Consider the following 21657-nt stretch of genomic DNA (forward strand, 5'->3'; position numbering starts at 1 on the left):
TCGGGCCGACCGGCCGTCAGTGCGGCTCGGCGTCGGCGAGCAGCATGGCCAGGCGGTGCGACGGCGAGCGGTCCAGGTTGTGCCGGGCCCGGTCGTAGCGCCGGGTGGTCCGCGGGTCGGCATGCCCGAGCAGGTCCTGCACGTCGTGCAGGCTGGCGCCGGCGTCCAGTGCCAGCGTCGCGCAGGCGTGCCGCAGGTCGTGCGGGTGCAGCGAGTCCGCCAGGTGTGGCAGCGCGTCCGCGGCCAGGGTGCGCAGCAGCCGCCAGATCGCGTACCGGTCCAGGGCCCGGCCGGTGGCGGTCACCACCAGCGGCCCGCCGGTACGGCCGGCCAGGTAGTCGTCGAGGATCGCCGCGGCCCGCGGCGGCACCACCATGCGCTGGCTGCGGCCGCCCTTGCGGGTCACCGTCAGCACCCGGTGCCCCCGTTCGTACCCGAGGTCGGCGACGGTGGCGCCGACCAGTTCGGAGACCCGCAGCCCGCACAGCAGCAGCAGCGTGACGACCACCTCGGCGCGCGGCGAGTGCCGGTGCGCGGCGCCCAGCAGCAGCCCCGCCTCGGCCGCGGACAACCCGGTGGACTGCACGTTGTCGCCGACCTTGGGCCGCCGGACCCGCTGCACCGGGTTGCGGGCGATCAGCTCCTCGTCCTGCCCGTACGCGTAGAAGCCGGACAGCGCCGACAGCCGGCGGACCAGGGTGGCCGGTGCGACGCCGAGCTCGTCCAGGTGCGCGCGGTAGGCGTCCAGGTGCACCCGGCGGGCGGTCAGCACGTCGACGCCCTCGCTGCCGCACCAGTCGAAGAAGTGCGCGAGGTCGCGGGCGTAGGCCGCCCGGGTGTTGCCGTGATGCGACAGCAGGAACGCCGCGGCGAGCCGCTGTGCCGGGCTCGGTTCCCGGCGGGGCGCGGCGACCTGCGCCTCGACCCGGACCAGCTCCGCGGCGGGTACGGATGACGGTTCGCTCACCTCCGCGAGCCTAGCGGTGCACGTACCGTTGCTTGCTTCGGCTCGGTACGCGCGTCGCCGGCTGCTCGCGCTCGACCCGCCGGCTCGCGGGCCCGCCGGGTGCCGGCGGTGCCGGAGGTGGGTGCCGGGCCGCCGCGAGGTCGGCTGCAGGTTTCGAGGACCGGCCATCTTGTTGACATGACATCGTTCTGCCGAGTACTTTCGTTGACATGTCCACAACAAGGATCCTGTTCGGCCTGAACGTCCCGGCCGCCGCCGGGCCCGGCGCCGACCCGGTGGCCACCGCGGTCGCCGCCGAGCAACTGGGCTACGACTTCGTGGCCACCTCCGACCACCCCTGCGGAGACTCCCCGACGTTCGAGACCTGGACGATGCTGACCTGGATGGCCGCGGCCACCAGCCGGATCAGGGTGGCCAGCCGGGTGCTCGGCGTGCCCTACCGCAATCCGGCGATGGTGGCGAAGATGGCCGAGACGCTGCAGCGCCTGTCCGGCGGGCGGCTGATCCTCGGGCTCGGCGGCGGCTACTCCGACGACGAGTTCCGGGCCTTCGGGCTGCCGGTTCCATCGGCGCGTGACAAGGTCGACGGGCTGGCCGACGCGATCCGCATCGCCCGCGGGCTGTGGTCGCAGCAGGCGTTCAGCCACACCGGCCGGGTCCATCACACCGACGCCGCGCAGCTGTCCCCCAAACCGGACCGGCCGATCCCGATCTGGCTCGGTACGTTCGGGCCGCGGGCGCTGGCGGTGACCGGGCAACTGGCCGACGGGTGGATCCCGTCGCTCGGGTTCGCGCCGCCGGACGTGGCGGCACGGATGCGCCTGCGGATGCTCGACGCGGCGGCCGCGGCCGGCCGCGACCCGGGCGAGATCACCTGCGCCTACCACCTGGCGGTCCGCGTGCAGGACACGGTGCGGAGCGCCGACCCGGCGGCGGAACCAGTCACCGGCCCGCCGGATGCCCTGGTCGAGCGGTTCCTGGGCTTCGCCGAGCGCGGCTTCACCGCGTTCAGCGTCGCGCTGCCCGGCCCCGACCCCGAGACGCAGCGCGAGCTGTTCGCCCGCACGGTGATCCCCGCGGTGCGGGCCGCCGCCTGACCGGCGGTCAGCGCGGTTCGACGATGTCGCCTTCCAGCGGCGCCTCGGCGTCGGCGGCCTCGTGCCGGTGCTGGCGGACCCGGACGGTGCGCGGGCCGAACACCTGCCCGGCGAGGTCGGGCGACAACCGCCGCACCGCCGCGGCCTGCACGCCCCGGGCAGCGAGCCGACGCAGCGCCGGGATCAGCAACAGCGCGCCGACCACGTCGCTCAGGTAGCCGGGGAACGCGATCAGCGCGGCGGCCGCGAGCGCCAGCAGCCCGTTGGTGGCCTCCGCGCCGGGCGGCCGGCCCTCGTTCAACGCGCCACGGAACCGGCGCCAGGCGCGGGGCCCGACCCGGCCGATGAGCACGGCACCGGCGACGGAGGTGGCGAGCAGGATCAGCAGCGCCCAGCCGAGCCCGATGAAGTGGGCGACGGCCAGCAGCACGGCCAGCTCGGCGAGCGCGAGCAGCACCGGCGTCACGAGGGCGATGGCGGCGAGGCGCACGGGTCACCTCCGGGTTCGGGTTCGGCCACTCCACCGTAGCCCGGCGGCGGCGAGAAGGCCGGCCAGCGCCGCGGCCACCAGCACCATTTCGGGTATGGCGCCCAACCGGGTGGCAAGGGTGGTGCCCTCCCCCAGCCGGGTGGTGGTCTCGATGACCCGGCGGGTGTTGAACGTGGTGGCGTCGTGCACGCTGCCGTCGGCGCCGACGAACGCCGAGACCCCGACCGTGGAGGCCATCAGCGCCGGCCGCCCGTGCTCGACGGCCCGCTCCTGCACCATGGCGAGCTGTTGCCGGGACTCGGCGGTGTTGAAGTCGGCGTTGTTGGTCTGCACCGTGATCAGGTCCGCGCCGTGCGTGATCGTGTCCCGGACGAGGCCGTCGTAGCCGACCTCGAAACAGATCACGTCACCGACGGTGGCCGGCCCGAGCTTCAGCGCGCCGGTGCGGTGGCCGGGCACGAAGTCGGAGCGGACCAGGTCGACCTTCTTGGTCACCTTGCGCGCGAGCGACCGCAGCGGGATGTACTCGGCGAACGGCACCGGATGCTGCTTGACGTAGATCGGCTGCTGCGGGCCGCCGCCGGGGGTCCACACGATGCCGGCGTTGCGCGCGTGGTCGCCCGGCCCCTCCAGTACCGCGCCGACCAGGATCGGGGCGCCGATCGCGGCGGCGGCCTGGTCGATGCGCTGGTAGGCATCCGGGTTCTGCAGCGGGTCGATGTCGGAGGAGTTCTCCGGCCACACCACCAGGTCGGGCCGCGGCTTGGTCCCGGCGTCGACCTGTCTGGCCAGGGCGAGGGTGGCATCGACGTGGTTGTCGAGCACCGCGCGGCGCTGGGCGTTGAACTCCAACCCGAGCCGCGGCACGTTGCCCTGCACGACCGCGATGCGCACCTTCCGGCCGTGCGGCACCGTCGCCGGTACGGCGAGGCCGGCCAGCGCGACCACGGCGGCCGCGGCGACCAGGGCCGCGGCGCGGGCGAGGGCGCCGGGCCGCGGGGCCCGCCAGCGCCGCCAGGCGGCGGCGGCGAGCAGGCCCCCGCAGGCGGCCACGGCGAAGGTGATCAGAGGTGCGCCGCCGAGCGCGGCCAGCCCGGCGAACGGACCGCCCTGCTGGCTGAACGCGACCCTGCCCCACGGGAAACCGCCCCAGGGCACCCGGCCGCGCAGCGCCTCCTGCGCGACCCACAGCGCGCCGGTCAGCAGCGGCCAGCTCCACCGGTACCGGTCGACCAGCCGGCTCGCGGCAGCCGCGGCGGCGCCCATCAGCGCCAGGTACAGCGCCTCGACCAGGGCCAACACGATCGGCCACGGCCAGTGCCCGATGACGATGCTGGTCCAGCTCAGCAGCGGGATGAACAGCGCGGCGCCGGCGACCAGGCCGGCCAGCGCCCCGCCGCGGGCGCGGCGGCGGTGGCAGGCGACCGCGAGCAGCGCCACCCCGATCGGCGCGGCCCACCACTGCCCGTACGGCGGGAAGGCGGCGAGCAGCGCGAACCCGGCGACCGCGGCGGCGGCGAGCGCGACCGGCAGCGGCAGCCGGCGGGGCGCGGCGGCGGCCGGCGGGGCGTCGGCAGGGTTGGTCGTCTCGCCGGTCAGCTGCTCGGAGGCGGTCACGGGCTCGATTGTGCCGCACCAGCCCGGCCGGGCCCCCTGCGCGGCCGACGGCACGGCACCGGCCGCCGGCTTCGTACCGTTTGTGCTGCCCGGACGGGTGCGGCGGACGATGGCGGTGCGGCGAGCCGTGGCGGCCGGGGCGCGGGGCCCCGGGGCGCACGGGGTGCAGGGTGGGCTCGGGGAGCACGCGGGTGCAGGGTGGGCTCGGGGAGCCGCGGGTGCAGGGTGGGCCCGAGGCCCACACGGGTGCAGGGTGGGCCGGGGACGGAAGAGGGGCGCGGCATCTGCCGCGCCCCGCGCTCCCAGGCCCTTCCCGGCCGGCACGTGCTCAGACGTTCCAACAGACCTTCGGACCGACCCGGTGCGGACTGGATGCCCACCCGTTGCCGTTGTCTACTGGCCGGCTGTTTCCCCCTGGCCCGTGTCGGTGCGGCGACCGGTTCGCCCGCCCCGCCGACCCCCGCCCACGTAACCTGGCCGCGTGGCGGCGCGACCTGCCGCCAACTTGCCCGTGGGTGGGGGGACGAAGTGAAGCCGAGCCGCCCCCCGAGGTAGGACGTCAAGCACGGTACGCACCCGCCCCCCGACGCTGTCAACCGGTACCGGTGAATCCGCCCGGACCCGACCCGGAAGTCCACCTTGCCTCGGCGTGTCGCCGCCCGGGTGTGTCGGGCCGTTCGGCGGATGGGACCGCCGGAACCGGCCCTGCCAGACTGCTGTCGTGACGGTGCGACGTGGTGTGGGTGGGCTGAACCTCGGCGTTCGGTTCCTGCTGGAGCTGGCGAGCCTCGCGGCCCTGGTGGCGTGGGGGCTGCGGCTGGACGCGGGCTGGCCGGTACGGCTGCTCGCCGGAATCCTGCTGCCGCTGGCTGCGGCGACGTGCTGGGGGCTGTTTGCCTCACCCAGGGGCCGGTTCCTGACCGCGCCGGGGCGGCTGGTGTGCGAGGTCGGCTTGTTCGGTGGTGCGACCGCGGCGCTGGTGGGCACCGGATGGCTCGCGCCGGGGGTGGTGTTCGGCGTGGTGGCGGCGGCGAGCCTGACCGTCACGTACGCGCTGGGGCAGCATCGGCAGGTCGAGCAGCAGGCCCGAGGGTAGCGGCCGGCGCGCTCAGCCGGCGGCGGCGAGGTCGGTGAGGTGCTGCGCGGCGAGCCGGGCGGCGGTACCCGGGTGCTCACCGGCGAGCAGCCCGACCGCGGCGAGCACGTAGCGGTGGTCGACGACGGTCGCCGCCCGGGTGGGCAGCGGGTAGCCGCCGGCGTGGTCGCCCAACGCCCCGGACAGCACCACCGGCGCGGAGCCGTCGTGCCGCAGCACCCCACCGGAACCCACCACCAGCCGCACCCGCCGCAGGTCGCGGCCGGGTCCGCGGCTGCCGTCGGCCCGGCGCTGCCCGCGCGCGTGCCGGCGCAGCGCGACGCGCAGCGCGAGGCCCGCGAGTCGCCGCTCGACGTCGCGGTCGGTGTCGCTGCCCGGCAGCAGGCCGGGGTCGCCGGCACGCCGGTCGGCGGCGGGCGCGAGCGCCGCCGCGTCGGCGTCCGACAGCAGCCGTTCGTCGCGGGCGGCGGCGAGGATGCCGGGCGCGTTCCAGCGCATCCCGAGATCACCCTCGACGGTGCGCGACCGCCACAGGGTGCCGGCGACCTCGCGGTGCGGCCCGTCGCGTTCGGCGTCGGGCACCAGCACCGAGTAGACGTCGGTGGTGGCGCCGCCGACGTCGACGGCGAGGATCTCCCCGGCGCCGGGGACCTCCCCGGCGCCGTCGGCGAGCAGTTCGACCCCGGCCAGTACCGCGTCGGGGGTGGCGGCCCGCACCAGCCGCGGGAACCGGGCGCCGGCGGACAGCTTCTTACCGCCGATGACGTGCGACAGGAACACCCGCCGGATCGCGGCGCGGGCCGGCGCCGGGTTGAGCTGCCCGATGCGCGGCAGCACGTTGTCGGTGACGCTCACCGGTACCCCGGCGTCGGCGAGGCGCTGCCGCACCGCGTCGGCGGCGTCGGCGTTGCCGGCGACCACCACCGGTACCCGCAGCCGGGTGCCGGCCAGCCGGGCCGCGTTGTGGGTCAGGACCTCCGCGTCGCCGCCGTCGGTGCCGCCGACCAGCAGCACCACGTCGGGTTTCGCGGCCCGCAGGGCACGTACGCCGGCGCCGTCGAGCGGCCCGGCGGCCACGTGCACGACGCGGGCACCGGCCGACAGGCCGACCCGGTGCCCGGCATCGGCGGTGACCAGGGGCTCGTAGCCGACCACGGCCAGCCGCAGCCCGCCGCCGGCCGAGGAGCACACGTACTGGGCGGACAGGTCGGCGCCGGGCAGCTGGTCGGCCAGCGCGGCCAGGCAGGCGTCGTAGCCGACCAGCACGTCGGTGTCGACGGTGGTGCGGTGCTCGGCGGTCGCGGCCAGCGCGCCGGTGCCGAGCTCCACCGCCAGCAGCTTGGTGTAGGTGGAGCCGACATCACCGCACACCGCGACGGCCCGGCCGGTGACGCCGGCCGCGGGCGGGTCGGGGCGGGCGGCCGGGCTCACGGGACGACGACGGTGCCGGTGGCGGTGACCGCCACGACCGGTTCGGCCAGCGCCTCGGCGGCGGAGGCGCCCCGGTCGGGGCGGCCCCGGCACACCACCCGCGACTCGAACCGGATGCGCCGCGAGCGCCGCCCGCGGGCCACCAGGGTCGCGGTGACCTCCAGCACGTCACCGGCCCGTACCGGGGCGCGGAACTGCACGTCGTCGTAGGAGGCGAACAGCCCCTCGTCGCCGTCGGTGCGGATGCACAGCTCGGTGGCGGCGTCGCCGAACAGGCCCAGCGAGTACGCGCCGTCGACCAGGTTGCCGGCGTAGTGGGCGTGGCTGGCCGGCACGTACCGGCGGTGGGTGACGGTGACCTGGTCGGCGGGTGCCAGCGGCTCAGGCACGGACGGCCTCCTTCGCGCGTTCGCGCCGGGTGATCAGGGCGTCGACGAGGTAGGACGCGACCTCGCCGGGGGTGGTGCTGCGGCCGAAGATGCGGTCGACGCCGAGTTCGTCGGACATCAGCTCGTCGAACCGCGGGCCGCCGGCGACCAGCAGCGGCCGTTTGCCGGCACCGAACGCCTCCCGGAACGCCGCGGACGCCTCCCGGGTGTTGTGCAGGTGCGCGTCGCGTTGGGTGACGACCTGGGAGATCAGTACCGCGTCGGCGCGCTCGGCGCGGGCCGCCTCGACCAGGTCGGGCACGGCCACCTGGGCGCCGAGGTTGACCACCCGCATCTCCCGGTAGTACTCCAGGCCCTTGTGTCCGGCGGTGCCCTTGATGTTGAGGATGGCGTCGATGCCGACGGTGTGCGCGTCGGTACCGATGCAGGCACCCACGACCACCAGCTTGCGGCGCAGCTTCTTGCGGATGGTCTGGTTGACCGCCGCCGCGCTCAGCTCCGGGAAGTCACGTTCGACCACCCGCACCGTCGACACGTCGACCAGGTGGTTGACCTGGCCGTACACGACGAAGAAGGTGAAGTCGGGGCCCATCGCCTTGGCGTGCACCAGCATCGCCGGGTCCATCCCCATCTTGCCGGCGAGTTGCAGCGCGGCGCCCTCGGCGCGCTTGTCGTGCGGGATCGGCAGCGTGAACGACAGCTGCACCATCCCGTCGCCGGTGGTGTCGCCGTAGGGCCGGACGATCTGGTGCTGCCCGGCGGCGTCCGGGCCGGCGTCGGTGCTGGCGCTCATGCGTCCGCCTCCAGGATGTCGGTGGCCGGGTTGTAGTAGGCGGCGTCCTTGCGGGCCACCCCGGCCAGGCCCTTCCCGCCGTCCGGCGGGCGCTTCATGATGCCGAAGGTGCCGGCGCCGATCGCATCCAGCAGCCCCTGCTCGCCGATGCGTTCCAGCAGCTCCAGCGCTTCGGACAGGACCTGGTTGGCGCGCTGCTGGATGAACCCGCCGGGTGCGGGGACGAAGTCCTCGTGCAGGTTGCCGGCGGCGCCGAGCACGTACCGCACGTTCTGCAGGGCGATGTCGCGGTCCGACAGCCACGGCGTGACGACCGCCTCGGTCATCATCCCCACGAGCAGGATCGACTGGCCGGTCATGGTGCCGGCGAGGTTGAAGAACCCGTCGAGCAGGTTGCCGCGGAACACGTCGCCGGTCATGTGCTTGGTCGGCGGCATCCACTTCAGCGGCGCGTTCGGGAACAGCTCGCGGGCCAGCAGCGCGTGCGCGAGTTCCAGCCGGAACGAGTCGGGCAGGTCCGGGTTGATCTCGAACGCGTGCCCGAGGCCCAGCTGCGCGTCGGACAGGCCGGCCTCCTTGCCGAAGTACTCGTTGAGCAGCTGGGAGACGGTGACGGTGTGCGCCTCGTCGACCGCGTCGGCGGTGGTGAGGTAGTTGTCCTCGCCGGTGTTGATGATGATCCCGGCGCGGGCGTGCACCTGCCGGGAGAACCGCTGGTCGACGAACGTGCGGATCGGGTTGATGTCGCGGAACAGGATGCCGTACATCGAGTCGTTGAGCATCATGTCCAGCCGTTCCATCCCGGCCAGCGCCGCGATCTCCGGCATGCACAGCCCGGACGCGTAGTTGGTCAGCCGGATGTAGCGGCCCACTTCCTTCGACGTCTCGTCGAGGGCGGCCCGCATCAGCCGGAAGTTCTCCTGCGTGGCGTAGGTACCGGCGAACCCCTCCCGGGTGGCGCCCTCGGGCACGTAGTCCAGCAGCGACTGGCCGGTGGAGCGGATCACCGCGATGATGTCGGCGCCCTCCCGGGCCGCGGCCTGCGCCTGCGGGATGTCCTCGTAGATGTCGCCGGTGGCCACGATCAGGTACACCCACGGCCGCTGCGGCGGGTCACCGAGCCGGCGCACCAGCCGGTCGCGGGCGGTGCGGGCGGCGTCCATCCGCCGCACCCCGGCCGCGGCGGCGCGGCGCGCCGCCCGCCGGGCGGCGGTGGCGTGCTTGCCCTCGGGTACCTCGAAACGCACCGAACCGGCGCCGGCCTTCTGCGCCAGCGCCACCAGCGCGTCGGCGACCGGTACGTCCCGGCCGGCCAGCCCCTGCTCGGCGAGGGCGTGGAACACCGGCAGCGCGGCGCCGGCGGTCAGCCCGACGTCGGCGGCCACCGCGTCGACCAGCCGGTTGACCCACGGGATGCCGTCCGGGTCGGCGCCGTGCATGCCGGCCAGGCGCAGCACGGCGCGCTCCACCGACACCGTCGTGTGCTCGCGGGCCAGTTTCACCACCGGCCGGCCGGCCCTCCTGGCCAGCGACCTGGCGCGGCGTACCAGCGCCGGATCCAGGTCCAGCTTGCGACCGCGTCGGGGCCGCGCCGTTGCTGCCACCTCGATGACCTCCTGCTCGTTGCCTGCCGCCCGCCGGGCGGTGGTGCTGGTCTCCCGCCCGGCGGGCGGTGGTGCTGCGTGCCGCCCGTCCGGGCGGTGGTGCCGGGCCGCGCCGTGCGGTCAGGCGGTGAAGATGGTGACCCCGTCGCGTACCGTGCGCAGGCAGCGCGGCGTCTGGTCGGGTTCGTCGAGCAGCGGCAGGCCGTGCTCGTCCAGCCCGGCCGGGCAGTCCCACACCGCGAGGGTGGCCGGGGCGCCCGGGGCGAGGAACCCGGTCTCGTCGTAGCGGGCCGCCCGCCAGCCGCCGCGGGTGTGCGCGGCGAACGCGGTGCGCACGCTGATCCGCTGCGCCGGGTTGTGGTGCTGCGCGGCGGCACGCACCCCGCCCCACGGGTCGAGCGGGGTGACCGGCGAGTCGGACCCGAACGCCAACGGCACCCCGACACCCGACAGCGACCCGAACGGGTTGGACGCCAGCGACCGATCCAGCCCGAGCCGCTGCTGGTACATCTGGCCGGCGCCGCCCCACAGCCGGTCGAACGCCGGCTGCACACTCGCCGTCAACCCGAACTCGACCAGCCCGGCGATCAGCGTCTTGTCCAGGATCTCGGCATGCTCGACGCGGTGCCGGGCGGCCCGCAGCCGCTCGATGCCCACCACCTCGGCCGCGGCGGCGAACCCGGCCAGCACGGTGGCGACCGCGGCGTCGCCGATGGCGTGCATGCCGCCCTGCATGCCGTGCCCGGTGCAGTCGACGATGTGCGCGGCGACCTCCTCGGCCGACAGCAGCGCGTGCCCGCAGCCGCTGCCGTCGGCGTACGGGACGCTCAGGTGGGCGTCGACCGAGCCGAGCGCGCCGTCGGCGTAAAGGTCGCCGGCGGCACCGGCGGCGCCCAGCTCCCGCGCCTTGCTGGCCGCACCGAGCTCCCCCCAGTACCCGACGACCTGCGGTACCGGCTGGTCCGACGAGGCGGCGAGCAGTTCGGTGAAGTCGGTTTCGGAGCTGGTGGTGGGTCCACCGCACTCGTGCACGCAGCCGATGCCCAGCGCGGCGGCGGCGCCCAGCGCCACCTGCTGCGCCCGGTGCCGGGTGGGTGCGTCGAGCTGGGTGATCGCCGCCGCGTACAGCGCGTCGACCGCTTCCAGGGTGTGTCGCCCGTCGGCACCGTAGCCGGGCATACCGGTCACCCCGGGGACCGCAGCGACCAGCGCACCGGTGGTCAGCGCGGCGTGCCCGCTGATGTGCGAGACGTAGCAGGGTCGCCCGTCGACCGCGTTCTCCAGCTCGGTGCGGTGCGGCAGGCTCGGATCCGGCCAGGTCGACTCGTCGTAGCCGCGGGCGTAGACCAGCGACCCGGCGGGCAGCGTGGCGGCGTGCGCGGCGACCGCGTCGAGCAGCTGCGCGGCCGACCGTACCGGCGAGACGTCCAGCAGCGTCATGGTCAGGCCGGTGTTGGTCAGGTGGGCGTGCGCGTCGACGAACGCGGGCGCCAGCAGCGCCCCGTCCAACTCGATGATGGTGTCGGCGGTGGGGGCGTCGTCGTCGGCGCCGACCCAGCTGATCCGGTCGTCGTCGACGGCAAGGGCTGTGGCGTGCGGGTCGGCCGGGCTGTACACCCGACCCCCGCGATACAGGGTTCGCACCATGCCCTCCAGTCTTCCCCGCCTGCCCGCCGGCGCGCCGGTCAGCCCGCGAGCCGGGCGCCGAACAGCTCCCGCACCCCGGGTTCGGTGCGCAGCAGCTCCAGCGCGCGTTCGGCGTGGCCCGGCACGTAGCCGTTGCCGACCAGCATCGTGACGTCGGCGGCCAGGCCTTCGGCGCCGAGCGCGGCGGCGGCGAACGAGGTGGCCATCGAGAAGAAGATCACCGTGCCGCCCTCGGCGGTGGCGAGGATCGCGCCGTGCTCGCAGCCGGGTACGTCGACGCACACGACGGTCACGTCGGCGCCCCGGCCGACCGCGGCCGACAGGGCGACCGGGTCGGTGGCGTCGGCGATCACGACCTGGTCGGCGAGACCGGCGGCGCGCAGCCGGTCGGCCTCGGCCTCGGTGGGTACCACGCCGACGGTGCCGGCGCCGGCCCGGCGGGCGGCGGCGAGCGACAGGCTGCCCGACTTGCCGGCACCGCCGAGCACCGCGACCCGCGGCGCGGCACCGAGCCGGGCCGCGGCGGCCTCGACCACCCGGGCGGTCAGCGCCGGCGCACCGCACACGTCGAGTACCGCAAGAGACAGTTCGGGGTCCTCGTCGTCGGGCAGCACCGCGGCGATCGAGCGTGCAAACAGGATGGCGTGGCCGGCGGCGGGCACCTGCTCGCCGCGGCCGTCCCAGCCGGCGAGCGCGTCGGTGATCGCCAGCGGGGTCAGCGTCAGCGACACGAGCGTGGCGACGCGCTGGCCGACCTGCAGGCCCAGCGGCGACTGGTCGCCGACCGCGTCGACCGTGCCGATCAGCATGCCGCCGGAGCCGGTGACCGGATTGTGCATCTTGCCGCGGCTGGTGATGATGTCGAGCACCTCGGCGCGGATCGCGTCGCCGTCGCCGTGATGCTTGCCCGACAGCTGCCGGTAGCTCGCCGCGTCCAGGTTGAGACGTTCCAGGCTGATGCGTACCTCACCGGGCCGGATGTCGGGGTTGGTGTCCAGGCGCTGCGCGGCCTGCGGCAGCACCCCGGCAGGCGCCAGCACCCGATGCAGGCCGACCGGCGACTCGGTCGCCGTCACCCCGGTACGTTCCGCAACCCCGCTCATGCGCCCTCCGCTCCGCGCCACCACCGGAAATCCTTCGGCAGGATAATTACTCACCCGCAAGAATTCCACTATCCTTGCGCTAAGGTACCGGAGCACGCGGCACCGGCAAGCGAGGAGGCAGCACCGTGGCGGAACAGGTCGAGAGCACCGTGGGTCAGGGCGACGACGCCGGCGGCCAGCCGTACGAATACCGCCGGGTCGAGCTGGTCGAACCCGACTGGACCCGGCTGCCCGGTTTCGCCGACGTCACCGCCGCCCAGTGGCGTTCCGCGCAGTGGCAGCGCGCGCACTGCGTCAAGAACATCAAGCAACTGCGGCAGCTGATGGGCGACCTGCTCGACGAGAAGTTCTACGACGACCTCGCCGCCGACCAGGAACAGCACGCGACGATGTCGATGCTGCTGCCGCCGCAGATGCTCAACACCATGGTGCCGCACGAGGTGCCCGACACCGACGCGTTCTACACCGACCCGGTCCGCCGGTACATGCTGCCGGTCGCCTCCGACCGCCGCGCCGACTGGCCCAGCCACCCGCACGCCACCCGCGACTCGCTGCACGAGCACGACATGTGGGTCGCCGAGGGCCTCACCCACCGGTACCCGACGAAGGTGCTGGCCGAGCTGCTGTCGACCTGCCCGCAGTACTGCGGGCACTGCACCCGGATGGACCTGGTCGGCAACTCCACCCCGACCATCGACAAGCTGCGGCTGACCGGCAAGCCGGTCGACCGGTACGACGCGATCATCAACTACCTGCAGCAGCACCCCGAGGTGCGCGACGTGGTCGTCTCCGGCGGCGACGTGGCCAACGTGCCGTGGAAGAACCTCGAAGCGTTCCTGATGCGGCTGCTGGCCATCGACACCATCCGCGACATCCGGCTGGCCACCAAGGCACTGATGGGCATGCCGCAGCACTGGCTGGCCCCCGACGTGGTCGAAGGGCTCGAACGAGTCGCCCGCACCGCCCACCGCCGCGGCGTCAACCTCGCCATCCACACCCACGTCAACCACGTCAACTCGCTGACCCCGCTGGTCGCCGAGGCCGCCCGCACCGCATTGGACGTCGGCGTACGCGACGTGCGCAACCAGGGCGTGCTGATGCGCGGCGTCAACGCCACCGACACCGACCTGCTCGACCTGTGCTTCGGGCTGCAGGGCGAGGCGAACATCCTGCCGTACTACTTCTACATGTGCGACATGATCCCCAACGCCGAACACTGGCGCGTCTCGGTCGCCGAAGCCCAGCACCTGCAACACGCCATCATGGGCTACCTGCCCGGCTACGCCACCCCGCGGATCGTGTGCGACGTGCCGTTCGTCGGCAAACGGTGGGTGCACATGCTCGCCGACTACGACCGCGAACGCGGCATCTCGTACTGGACGAAGAACTACCGCACCGGCATCGAACTCGACGACCCCGACGCGCTCCAGCGCCGGTACCCGTTCTACGACCCGATCTACACCCTCCCCGAGTCCGGCCAGCAGTGGTGGCGGGACAACTTCCCGCCGGACACCGCGGCCGCCGCCGACGCCGCCGCGGCGTCCCGGCAGGCCGCCGAACGCGACGCCGTGCACGCCTGACCAGCCGTCCCCGCCCCGGACCGTCCCCGCTCCGGACGCCGCGGCCCCGCCGCACCCGACAACGGCGTCGGGTGCGGCGGCACCCTCACCGGCCGGCGGCGGGTGGCGCGTTCGACACCACGCCGGGAACGCCCGGTGCTCGCCGAGACCATCGGGAACACTGGGCGCATGGCAGAGATCGTCCTGATCCGGCACGGCGAAACCGCCTGGTCGGCAAGCGGCCAGCACACCTCCGTCACCGACCTGCCGCTCACCGAGCGCGGTGAACGGCAAGCGGCCGACCTGGCACCCGCCCTCGCCCGGCGCCAGTTCACCGCCGTGTACAGCTCGCCGCGAACCCGCGCCCGACGCACCGCGCAGCTCGCCGGCCTGACCGTCACCGCGGTCGACGACGACCTGGCCGAATGGAACTACGGCGACTACGAGGGCCGCACCACCGCCGACATCCACACCGAGGTGCCTGACTGGGACCTGTGGACCGACGGCGCACCCGGCGGGGAGAAACCCGCCGCGGTCGGCGCCCGCCTCGACCGGGTCCTGCAACGCGCCCGCGAACAGCTCTGCGACGGCGACGTCGCGCTCGTCGCGCACGGCCACGCGCTACGGGTCGCCGGCGCCCGCTGGATCGGCCTGGCCGCCGCCTGCGGCGGGCTGCTCAAGCTCGACACCGGCACCCTGTCCACCCTCGGCTTCGAACACGGCCGCCCCGTCGTCACCAGCTGGAACGCCGCCGTCACCAGCTCCTGACCGCCGGAGCCGTACCCGCCCCGCCCGGGTGCGCGCGAGCCGCGTACCGCACACCCGGGCGGCGACGACACCGCCACCCGCTCGGTCACCGGCAGGTCCGCGCACCGCTCGACCGGCGTCCCGCACGTCGGCGCCACCGCCACTGCGGACCACCACCGACAGCCGCGACCAGGTACCGACCCGCCGACCGGCATGCGCAAACTTGTCGCCCAACTGCACTTGTCGACCAACTTCGCGCACCATAGGCTGCCTGCGACCCGATCGCCCCGGCCGGAGGTCCCCATGACGCGACGCAGAACAGTCCTGGCCGCCAGCGCCGCCGGACTGGCCGCCACCGGAATCGCCCACCCAGCCGCCGCCCACGACGCCGTCGAACCCGCCCGCGCCGCGCTACGCCGCCTCATCGGCCGCCGAGCCGACCAACTCACCCTCAGCCTCACCGCCCGCACCGACACCGACACCTACCGGGTGTCCGACCATCACGGACGGCCACACATCGAGGCCACCACCCCGGCGACGATCCTCACCGGCTTCCACCGCTACCTCGGCGAAACGCTGCACGCCGGGATCTGGTGGGCCGGCACCAACCTCGACCACCTGCCCGCCCGGCTCCCCGCACCCGCCACCCCGATCACCGGCCGCGCCGACGTACCGCACCGGTTCGCGCTCAACGACACCAACGACGGCTACACCGGCCCCTACCGGGACCTCGACCGGTGGCGCCACGAGGTCGACATCCTCGCCCTACACGGCTTCAACGAGATCCTCGTCTACCTCGGCGCCGACGCCGTCTACCGCGACACCCTGCGCGAGTTCGGCTACACCGACGACGAGGTCCGCGCCTGGATCCCGGCACCCGCCCACCAACCCTGGTGGCTGCTGCAGAACATGTCCGGCTTCGGCGGGCCGGTCGCCGCCGCGGAGATCGAGCACCGCGCCGACACCGCCGCCGCCCTGATCGACCACATCCGCGCCCTCGGCATGACCCCCGTACTGCCCGGCTACTTCGGCACCGTGCCACCCGACTTCGCCGACCGCAACACCGGCGCCCACGTCGTACCCCAGGGCAGCTGGTGCGGCTTCACCCGCCCCGGCTGGCTCGACCCCCGCGACGACCACTTCACCCGCGTCGCCGCCGCCTTCTACCGCCACTCGGCCGCCCGCTACGGCGACACCACCATGTACAAAATGGACCTGCTGCACGAAGGTGGCACCGCCGGCGACGTCCCCGTCGGAGACGCCTCCCGAGCGGTCGAAACCGCGCTGCGCACCGCGCACCCCGACGCCACCTGGGTCATCCTCGGCTGGCAGGACAACCCCAAGAAAGACACCATCGCCGCCGTCGACACCAGCCGGATGCTCATCGTCGACGGGCTGTCCGAACACGCCGACAAGACCGACCGCGACACCGACTGGTCTGGCACCCCGTACGCGTTCGGCACCATCTTCAACTATGGCGGCAAGTCCACCCTCGGCGCCTGCACCCCGGTCTGGATCGACAAATACCGGCAGTGGCGCGACAAGCAAGACAGCGCCCTGACCGGCATCGCCCTGATGCCCGAAGCCGGCGACAACAACGCAGCCGCCCTCGACCTGTTCGCCTCGCTCGCCTGGACCGACCACGCCATCGACGCACGCGACTGGTACGCCGACTACGCCGCCCGCCGCTACGGCCACCCCGACCGGCACGCCACCGCCGCCTGGCAGACCCTGCGCGCCACCGCCTACGCCCTCGACGGCACCGTCAAGGGCGAACCACAAGACAGCCTGTTCGCCGCCCAGCCCAGCCTCTCCGCCACCTCCGGCGCCGGCTGGTCACCCGACACCATGCAGTACGACGGGGCGACCTTCGACCGGGCGCTGCCCCTGCTGCTCGCCGCCCACCCCACCCTGCGCCACACCGACGCCTACCGGTACGACCTGGTCGACATCGCCCGGCAGACCCTCACCAACCGCAGCCGCATCCTGCTGCCCCAGATCGCCGCCGCCTACCACACCGGCGACACCGCCGCCTTCGACGAACTCACCGCGGTATGGCTGAGCTGGATGCAGCTGCTGGAACGTCTCGTCGCCAGCCGAGGCGAATTCCTGCTCGGCCCCGCACTCGCCGCCGCCCGCCGCGCCGCCGGCGCCCCCGGCGAGTTCGACCAACGCACCATCCTCACCGTCTGGGGCGACCGCCACGCCAGCCAGGTCGGCGGCCTGCACGACTACGCCAACCGCGAATGGCACGGCCTGATCGGCGACGTCTACCACGACCGCTGGCGCCGCTACTTCGACAGCCTGCGCACCGCCCTGACCAGCGGCCGGGCGCCCGCCCCGATCGACTGGTACGCACTGACCGACGCCTGGGCCCGCCGCACCAACAGCTACCGCAGTCACCCCACCGGCGACGAACACGCCCTGGCCACCGCGATACACCGAACGCTCGCCGCCGACACCCACCAGGTACCGGTCACCGTCACCGCCGAGCCCGCCATCCTCGTCGCCGGCTCCACCACCACCCTGACCGCCCACATCACCAACGCCAGCGGCCTGTCCGACGTGCACGCCGCGACCCTCACCCCAGCCGTACCCGACGGCGCCACCGCCACCCCACTCGACCCCACCGGCATCGACACCCTCCGCGGCGGAACCGGCGCCGCCGTCCGCTGGCAGCTCACCGCACCCACCGGCTGGCACACCGACCAACCCGCCACCACCCTCACCGTGCGAGCGAACTACCGCGTGGGCCGAGCCAGCGGCCACGCCACCGGCGCTACCCGGGTACTCGCCGGCGCCCCGATCACCGACCCCTACCGAACCGTCGACTTCAACGACGCCACCTTCGCCGCCGCCGGTACCGGCTTCGGCATCTTCGGCGGCGGCCGGGACATGTGGGGAGGCACCAACCAGTTCGCCGCCATCGTGCTGCCCGGCGGGCTCCCCGACGGCGCCACCGCCACCGTCCGCGTCGTACTCCAGGATCCGACCGGTCCCTGGGCACGCGCCGGCCTGGTCGTGCGCAACTCGCTGGCCAAGAACGGGGCCCTGGGCTACGCCAACCTCGCGGTCACACCGGCACACGGCTGCGCGCTGTCGGTCGACGACAACGGCGACGGCCGGCTCAACAAGGTCACCGCCACCGCCGGCCCCGTCGCACCGGTCACCCTGCGGCTGACCCGAACCGGCGCCACCGTCACCGCCGCCTACCGCACCGACGGCACCGACTGGACATCCCTCGGCACCGCGCGCCCCAGCGGACTCGCCGCCACCCCGGAGGTCGGGATCTTCATGACCGCCGCCAACGGCGGCTCCGGCGCCACCGGCATCGCCACCTTCGACACCGTCAGCGTGCACTGAAACCACGGTCCGGGGCCCCGCGGGGCCCGGGACCGTCTCAATCGCCGCTGGGCGGCGACGGCGCCCGCGCCGGCCGTCCCTCGTACGGCGTGGACAGCACGATCGTGGTGCGATGGGTGACCCCGGCGATCGACCGGATCCGCTGCAACAGACCCTCCAGGTCCACCGGCGAGGCCACCCGCACCTTCAACAGGTAGAAATCCTCGCCGGCCACCGAGTAGCACGACTCGATCTCCGGCAGGTGCGCCAACCGCTCGGGAGCGTCGTCCGGCGCCGCCGGGTCGGTCGGCCGGATCGCCACGAACGCCGTCAACGGCAGACCCAGCGCCTCGTAGTCGACCACCGCCGCGTACCCGCGGATCACGCCGCGCTGCTCCAACCGCCGCACCCGCTGGTGCACCGCCGACACCGACAACCCCACCCGCTCGGCGAGATCGGTGAACGACAACCGGCCGTCGGCCGACAACGCGGCCACGATGGCCCGATCGATCTGTTCCACGCGGAAACGCTACACCGCCGGTCGCGGCCCGCTCACGACGTCAGCGCACGAGAGATCACCAACCGCTGGATCTGGTTGGTGCCCTCCACGATCTGCAGCACCTTCGCCTCCCGGAAGTACCGCTCCACCGGGTGATCGGCCACGTACCCGTACCCGCCGAGCACCTGCACCATGTCGGTGGTCACCCGCATCGCGGTGTCGGTCGCGAACAGTTTCGCCTCCGCGGCCGCCACCGAGAACGGCCGGCCGGCGTCCTTCAGCCGGGCCGCGGTCAACAGCAACGCCCGCGCCGCCGCCACCTGCGTCGCCGCGTCCGCCAGCATGAACCCGACACCCTGGAACTGCGCGATCGGACGACCGAACTGCTCCCGTTCGACGGCGTAGGAGCACGCGTAGTCCAGCGCCGACTGCGCCAACCCGATCGCGCACGCCGCGATCCCCAGCCGGCCGGAGTCCAACGCCTGCATCGCGATGCGAAACCCGACGCCCTCGCCGCCTATCAGCCGCTCGGCGGGCACCACGGCGTCGTCGAACACGATCTGCGCGGTCGGGCCGGCACTCAGCCCCATCTTGTGCTCCGGCCGCTGCGGCACCATCCCCTCGGTACCCGGGTCGACCAGCAGGCACGAGACACCCTTCGGCCCCGGCCCGCCGGTACGGGCGAACACGTTGTAGAAGTCGGCCACCCCGCCGTGCGACACCCACGCCTTCGTCCCGGTCACCCGGTACGACTCGCCGTCGCGCTGCGCGCGGGTGGTCAACGCCGCCGCGTCCGAACCGCCCGCCGGCTCCGACAGGCAGTACGCGCCGAGCTGGTCACCGCCGAGCATGTCCGGCAGGAACCGCTTGCGCTGCTGCTCGCTGCCGAACTCCGCCATCGGGAAGCAGGCCAGGGTGTGCACGCTGACCCCGAGCGCCACCGACAGCCAGCGCCGCGCCAGCTCCTCCACCACCTGCAGGTACACCTCGTACGGCTGGGCTCCACCGCCGTACTCCTCCGGGTACGGCAGGCTCAGCAGCCCGGCCCGCCCCAGCGTGACGAACGCCGCGCGCGGGAACTCGCCCCGCGCCTCGAAGTCGGCCGCCCGCGGAGCCAGCTCCCGGTCGGCGATGTCGGCTGTCAACTCCAGCAGCGCCTCGGCCTCGTCGGTGGGCAGCAACCGCTGCACCGTAGGGACCGGGCCGGCGCCGGACTCGCCCATGATTTCCTCCCACATCATGCCGCCACTGCAAGCGGCAGCTTAACGCTCGTTTGGGTCCGGCGGGGAGTTGGCGGAGCTCCGACTTGTTTCGGGTGGCGACGGTTACGTCGCTTGAGCCTTCCTAGGAAGCTGGAATTATGGGGATCGGGGATGATCGGAGGGTGCTCAGCGATGCCATCGACCACCTGCGCTGCCCGAACTGCGCCGGACCACTCACCATCGACGCCACCCGGGTGCGCTGCCCTCGCGGGCACAGCTTCGACATCTCCCGGCACGGGTACCTGACGCTGCGGGCCGGCGCCGCCGGCCCCGGTACCGGGGACACCGCCGAGATGGTGGCGGCCCGGCAGCGCTTCCTCGACGCCGGGCACTACTCCCCCATCAGCGACGCCATCCGCGCCGCCGCGCCGGACGGCACCGACCCGGTGCTCGACCTGGGTGCCGGCACCGGGCACTACCTGGCGCGGCTGCTCGGCGCCCAACCCCACCGGCTCGGCCTCGCCGTCGACCTGTCCGGGTACGCGCTGCGCCGGGCCGCCCGCGCCCACCCGCACATCGCCGCCATCGGCGCCGACGTCTGGCAGCCGCTGCCGATCCGTTCCGGACGCATCGGGCTGGTCCTCAACGTCTTCGCGCCGCGCAACGCCGCCGAGATCGCCCGGGTGCTGACCGCCGACGGGTCGTTGCTGGTCGTCACCCCCGCCGCCGACCACCTCGGCGAACTGGTCGCCGCGCTCGGGCTGGTCGGCGTCGACGCGGCCAAGCCGGACCGGCTCGCCGCCACCCTGGCCGACTTCGACCCGGTCGGTTCCGACACCGTGCGCTTCGGTCTGCGGCTGGACCACGATCAGGTCGCCGCCGTCGTCGGGATGGGCCCCAGCGCCCGCCACCTGCCGGCCGGTCGGCTCGCCGAGCGCATCGCCGACCTGCCCACGGCGACCGAGACCACCGCGGCGGTCACCGTCGCCAGCTACCGGCTACGCCGCTGAGCCGGACCGGCCCCGGCGTTCCGGAACAGCCACCCCGGCCGGACGCGTACGGTCGCAGCTGGCCCGACCGTACGATCACGAGGAGACGCTGGTGCGTGCCGCCTACTACGAGTCCTTCGCCGCCGACAACTCGACGCTGCGGACGGGCGAGCTGCCCGACCCGAAGGTCGGCCCCGGCCAGGTGCTGATCGAGGTCCGGGCCGCGGGCGTCAACCCGGTCGACTGGAAGGTCATGGCCGGCGGCCTGGACCCGATGCTGGACACCGTCTTCCCGGTCGTCCCGGGCTGGGACGTGGCCGGGGTGGTGCGCGGTCGCGGCCCGGACACCCCCGAGTTCGCACCCGGCGACGAGGTGCTGGCCTACGCCCGCAAGGACGTCGTCGGCGCCGGCACGTTCGCCCAGTACGTCGCGGTCTCCGCGGCCGTGGTGGCGGGCAAGCCGGCCGCGCTCGACTGGGCCCAGGCCGGTGGCCTGCCGCTCGCCGGGCTGACCGCGAAACGCTGCGTGGAACGGACCGAGATCGGCGCCGGTGACGTCGTCCTGGTGTACGGGGCGGCCGGCGGCGTCGGCACCCTCGCCGTCCAGCTCGCCGTCGACCGCGGCGCCCGGGTGCTCGGGACCGCCTCGGCGGCCAGCCACGACGCCGTCCGCGCCCTCGGCGCCACCCCGGTCGAGTACGGCGACGGGCTCGCCGAACGCATCCGCGAGCTGGCCCCGGACGGAGTCGACGCGGCCCTGGACCTCGTCGGTGGACAGCAGCCGACCACCAGCGCGGTGCTCTCCCCCGGCGGGCGGCACGTGTCGATCGCCGACCCCGGCGTCGAGCAACACGGCGGGGCCTGGATCTGGGTCCGCCCGGACGGCGCCGGGCTGGCCGAACTCGCCCGGCTGGCCGACGAGGGCCGGCTCACCGTACCGGTGCAGGCGAGCTACCCGCTGACCGAGGTCGGGGCGGCGTTCGACGCCAGCCGCGGCGGCCACACGCACGGCAAGCTGGTCATCGTGCCCTGAGCACCGGCGGGCACCGGCGGGCACCGGCGCCGAGCGTCGGCTCGCTCGCGGC

17 protein-coding genes and 1 pseudogene are annotated in these 21657 nt (G+C 74.2%); 7 read left to right on the top strand and 11 right to left on the bottom strand.

What is annotated here, in order from left to right; genetic code table 11:
- Window positions 1–16 precede the first annotated feature (16 nt).
- Window positions 17–967, bottom strand: coding sequence for a tyrosine-type recombinase/integrase (locus Athai_RS14345; protein ID WP_203961946.1), 951 nt, complete (start codon window positions 965–967; stop codon window positions 17–19).
- Between the two features lie 209 nt (window positions 968–1176).
- Here Athai_RS14345 and Athai_RS14350 point away from each other — a divergent pair, with 209 nt between their 5' ends.
- Window positions 1177–2064, top strand: a complete 888-nt coding sequence (locus Athai_RS14350; RefSeq protein ID WP_203961947.1) for an LLM class flavin-dependent oxidoreductase — start codon at window positions 1177–1179, stop codon at window positions 2062–2064.
- Between the two features lie 7 nt (window positions 2065–2071).
- Here the strand turns inward: Athai_RS14350 and Athai_RS14355 are convergent, their stop codons facing one another.
- Both Athai_RS14355 and lnt read right to left on the bottom strand, forming a co-directional pair.
- Complete coding sequence (locus Athai_RS14355) at window positions 2072–2554, bottom strand: FxsA family protein (RefSeq protein ID WP_203961948.1); 483 nt, start codon at window positions 2552–2554, stop codon at window positions 2072–2074.
- A 3-nt stretch (window positions 2555–2557) separates the two neighbouring features.
- Window positions 2558–4225 (bottom strand): apolipoprotein N-acyltransferase, encoded by a 1668-nt coding sequence (lnt, locus tag Athai_RS14360; protein ID WP_420829781.1) that lies wholly within the window; start codon window positions 4223–4225, stop codon window positions 2558–2560.
- A gap of 667 nt (window positions 4226–4892) precedes the next feature.
- On the opposite strand from lnt, the gene Athai_RS14365 reads away from it, so the two are divergent.
- Complete coding sequence (locus Athai_RS14365) at window positions 4893–5267, top strand: YrdB family protein (protein WP_203961949.1); 375 nt, start codon at window positions 4893–4895, stop codon at window positions 5265–5267.
- A 12-nt stretch (window positions 5268–5279) separates the two neighbouring features.
- Here Athai_RS14365 and Athai_RS14370 read toward each other — a convergent pair whose 3' ends face one another.
- The 6 genes from Athai_RS14370 to kdd all read right to left on the bottom strand — a co-directional run bounded on the left by Athai_RS14370 (window position 5280) and on the right by kdd (window position 12234).
- A complete protein-coding gene (locus Athai_RS14370) occupies window positions 5280–6698 on the bottom strand; it encodes a glutamate mutase L (protein WP_203961950.1) in 1419 nt (472 codons plus the stop codon).
- Entirely contained in the window at window positions 6695–7087 is a 393-nt protein-coding gene (kal, locus tag Athai_RS14375; protein ID WP_239156932.1) for a 3-aminobutyryl-CoA ammonia lyase, read from the bottom strand. The genes Athai_RS14370 and kal overlap by 4 nt, the downstream gene beginning before the upstream one ends.
- Window positions 7080–7880: a lysine 5,6-aminomutase subunit beta gene (gene kamE / locus Athai_RS14380; RefSeq protein WP_203961951.1), complete on the bottom strand. Its 801-nt coding sequence runs from the start codon at window positions 7878–7880 to the stop codon at window positions 7080–7082. Before kamE ends, kal begins: the two co-directional genes overlap by 8 nt.
- Window positions 7877–9484 carry a lysine 5,6-aminomutase subunit alpha gene (kamD, locus tag Athai_RS14385; protein ID WP_203961952.1) on the bottom strand — a complete coding sequence of 536 codons (1608 nt, stop codon included), beginning with the start codon at window positions 9482–9484 and terminating at the stop codon, window positions 7877–7879. The genes kamE and kamD overlap by 4 nt, the downstream gene beginning before the upstream one ends.
- A 120-nt stretch (window positions 9485–9604) precedes the next feature.
- Entirely contained in the window at window positions 9605–11131 is a 1527-nt protein-coding gene (locus Athai_RS14390; RefSeq protein ID WP_203961953.1) for an amidohydrolase, read from the bottom strand.
- Between the two features lie 38 nt (window positions 11132–11169).
- Window positions 11170–12234, bottom strand: coding sequence for an L-erythro-3,5-diaminohexanoate dehydrogenase (kdd, locus tag Athai_RS14395; protein ID WP_203961954.1), 1065 nt, complete (start codon window positions 12232–12234; stop codon window positions 11170–11172).
- A 125-nt stretch (window positions 12235–12359) separates the two neighbouring features.
- On the opposite strand from kdd, the gene Athai_RS14400 reads away from it, so the two are divergent.
- The 3 genes from Athai_RS14400 (at window position 12360) to Athai_RS14410 (ending at window position 17903) form a co-directional block, all read left to right on the top strand.
- Window positions 12360–13814, top strand: coding sequence for a KamA family radical SAM protein (locus Athai_RS14400; protein WP_239156933.1), 1455 nt, complete (start codon window positions 12360–12362; stop codon window positions 13812–13814).
- A 168-nt stretch (window positions 13815–13982) separates the two neighbouring features.
- Window positions 13983–14561, top strand: a complete 579-nt coding sequence (locus Athai_RS14405) for a histidine phosphatase family protein (RefSeq protein WP_203961955.1) — start codon at window positions 13983–13985, stop codon at window positions 14559–14561.
- A 282-nt stretch (window positions 14562–14843) separates the two neighbouring features.
- On the top strand, window positions 14844–17903 hold the full coding sequence (locus Athai_RS14410) for an alpha-N-acetylglucosaminidase (protein WP_203961956.1): 3060 nt from the start codon (window positions 14844–14846) through the stop codon (window positions 17901–17903).
- Window positions 17904–17911: 8 nt separating this feature from the next.
- On the opposite strand, the pseudogene Athai_RS14415 reads toward Athai_RS14410, so the two are convergent.
- Both Athai_RS14415 and Athai_RS14420 read right to left on the bottom strand, forming a co-directional pair.
- Window positions 17912–18402 (bottom strand): annotated as a pseudogene (locus Athai_RS14415) (Lrp/AsnC family transcriptional regulator); the annotation flags it as partial.
- Between the two features lie 32 nt (window positions 18403–18434).
- Complete coding sequence (locus Athai_RS14420; RefSeq protein WP_239157408.1) at window positions 18435–19619, bottom strand: acyl-CoA dehydrogenase family protein; 1185 nt, start codon at window positions 19617–19619, stop codon at window positions 18435–18437.
- A 122-nt stretch (window positions 19620–19741) separates the two neighbouring features.
- Here Athai_RS14420 and Athai_RS14425 point away from each other — a divergent pair, with 122 nt between their 5' ends.
- Entirely contained in the window at window positions 19742–20593 is an 852-nt protein-coding gene (locus Athai_RS14425) for a putative RNA methyltransferase (RefSeq protein ID WP_203961958.1), read from the top strand.
- A gap of 91 nt (window positions 20594–20684) precedes the next feature.
- Entirely contained in the window at window positions 20685–21605 is a 921-nt protein-coding gene (locus tag Athai_RS14430) for an NADP-dependent oxidoreductase (RefSeq protein ID WP_239156935.1), read from the top strand.
- The last annotated feature ends 52 nt before the right edge of the window (window positions 21606–21657 follow it).

Source organism: Actinocatenispora thailandica (assembly GCF_016865425.1).
In the GTDB taxonomy this organism is placed as follows: Bacteria; Actinomycetota; Actinomycetes; order Mycobacteriales; family Micromonosporaceae; genus Actinocatenispora; species Actinocatenispora thailandica.

What these genes read in the sequence shown, in the direction of transcription:
- Athai_RS14410 (WP_203961956.1), top strand. Translation starts at nt 14,844, where the DNA reads ATGACGCGACGCAGAACAGTCCTGGCCGCCAGCGCCGCCGGACTGGCC.
- Athai_RS14420 (WP_239157408.1), bottom strand. Translation starts at nt 19,619, where the DNA reads ATGTGGGAGGAAATCATGGGCGAGTCCGGCGCCGGCCCGGTCCCTACG.
- Athai_RS14405 (WP_203961955.1), top strand. Translation starts at nt 13,983, where the DNA reads ATGGCAGAGATCGTCCTGATCCGGCACGGCGAAACCGCCTGGTCGGCA.
- kamE (WP_203961951.1), bottom strand. Translation starts at nt 7,880, where the DNA reads ATGAGCGCCAGCACCGACGCCGGCCCGGACGCCGCCGGGCAGCACCAG.
- Athai_RS14350 (WP_203961947.1), top strand. Translation starts at nt 1,177, where the DNA reads ATGTCCACAACAAGGATCCTGTTCGGCCTGAACGTCCCGGCCGCCGCC.
- kdd (WP_203961954.1), bottom strand. Translation starts at nt 12,234, where the DNA reads ATGAGCGGGGTTGCGGAACGTACCGGGGTGACGGCGACCGAGTCGCCG.
- Athai_RS14425 (WP_203961958.1), top strand. Translation starts at nt 19,742, where the DNA reads ATGGGGATCGGGGATGATCGGAGGGTGCTCAGCGATGCCATCGACCAC.
- Athai_RS14390 (WP_203961953.1), bottom strand. Translation starts at nt 11,131, where the DNA reads ATGGTGCGAACCCTGTATCGCGGGGGTCGGGTGTACAGCCCGGCCGAC.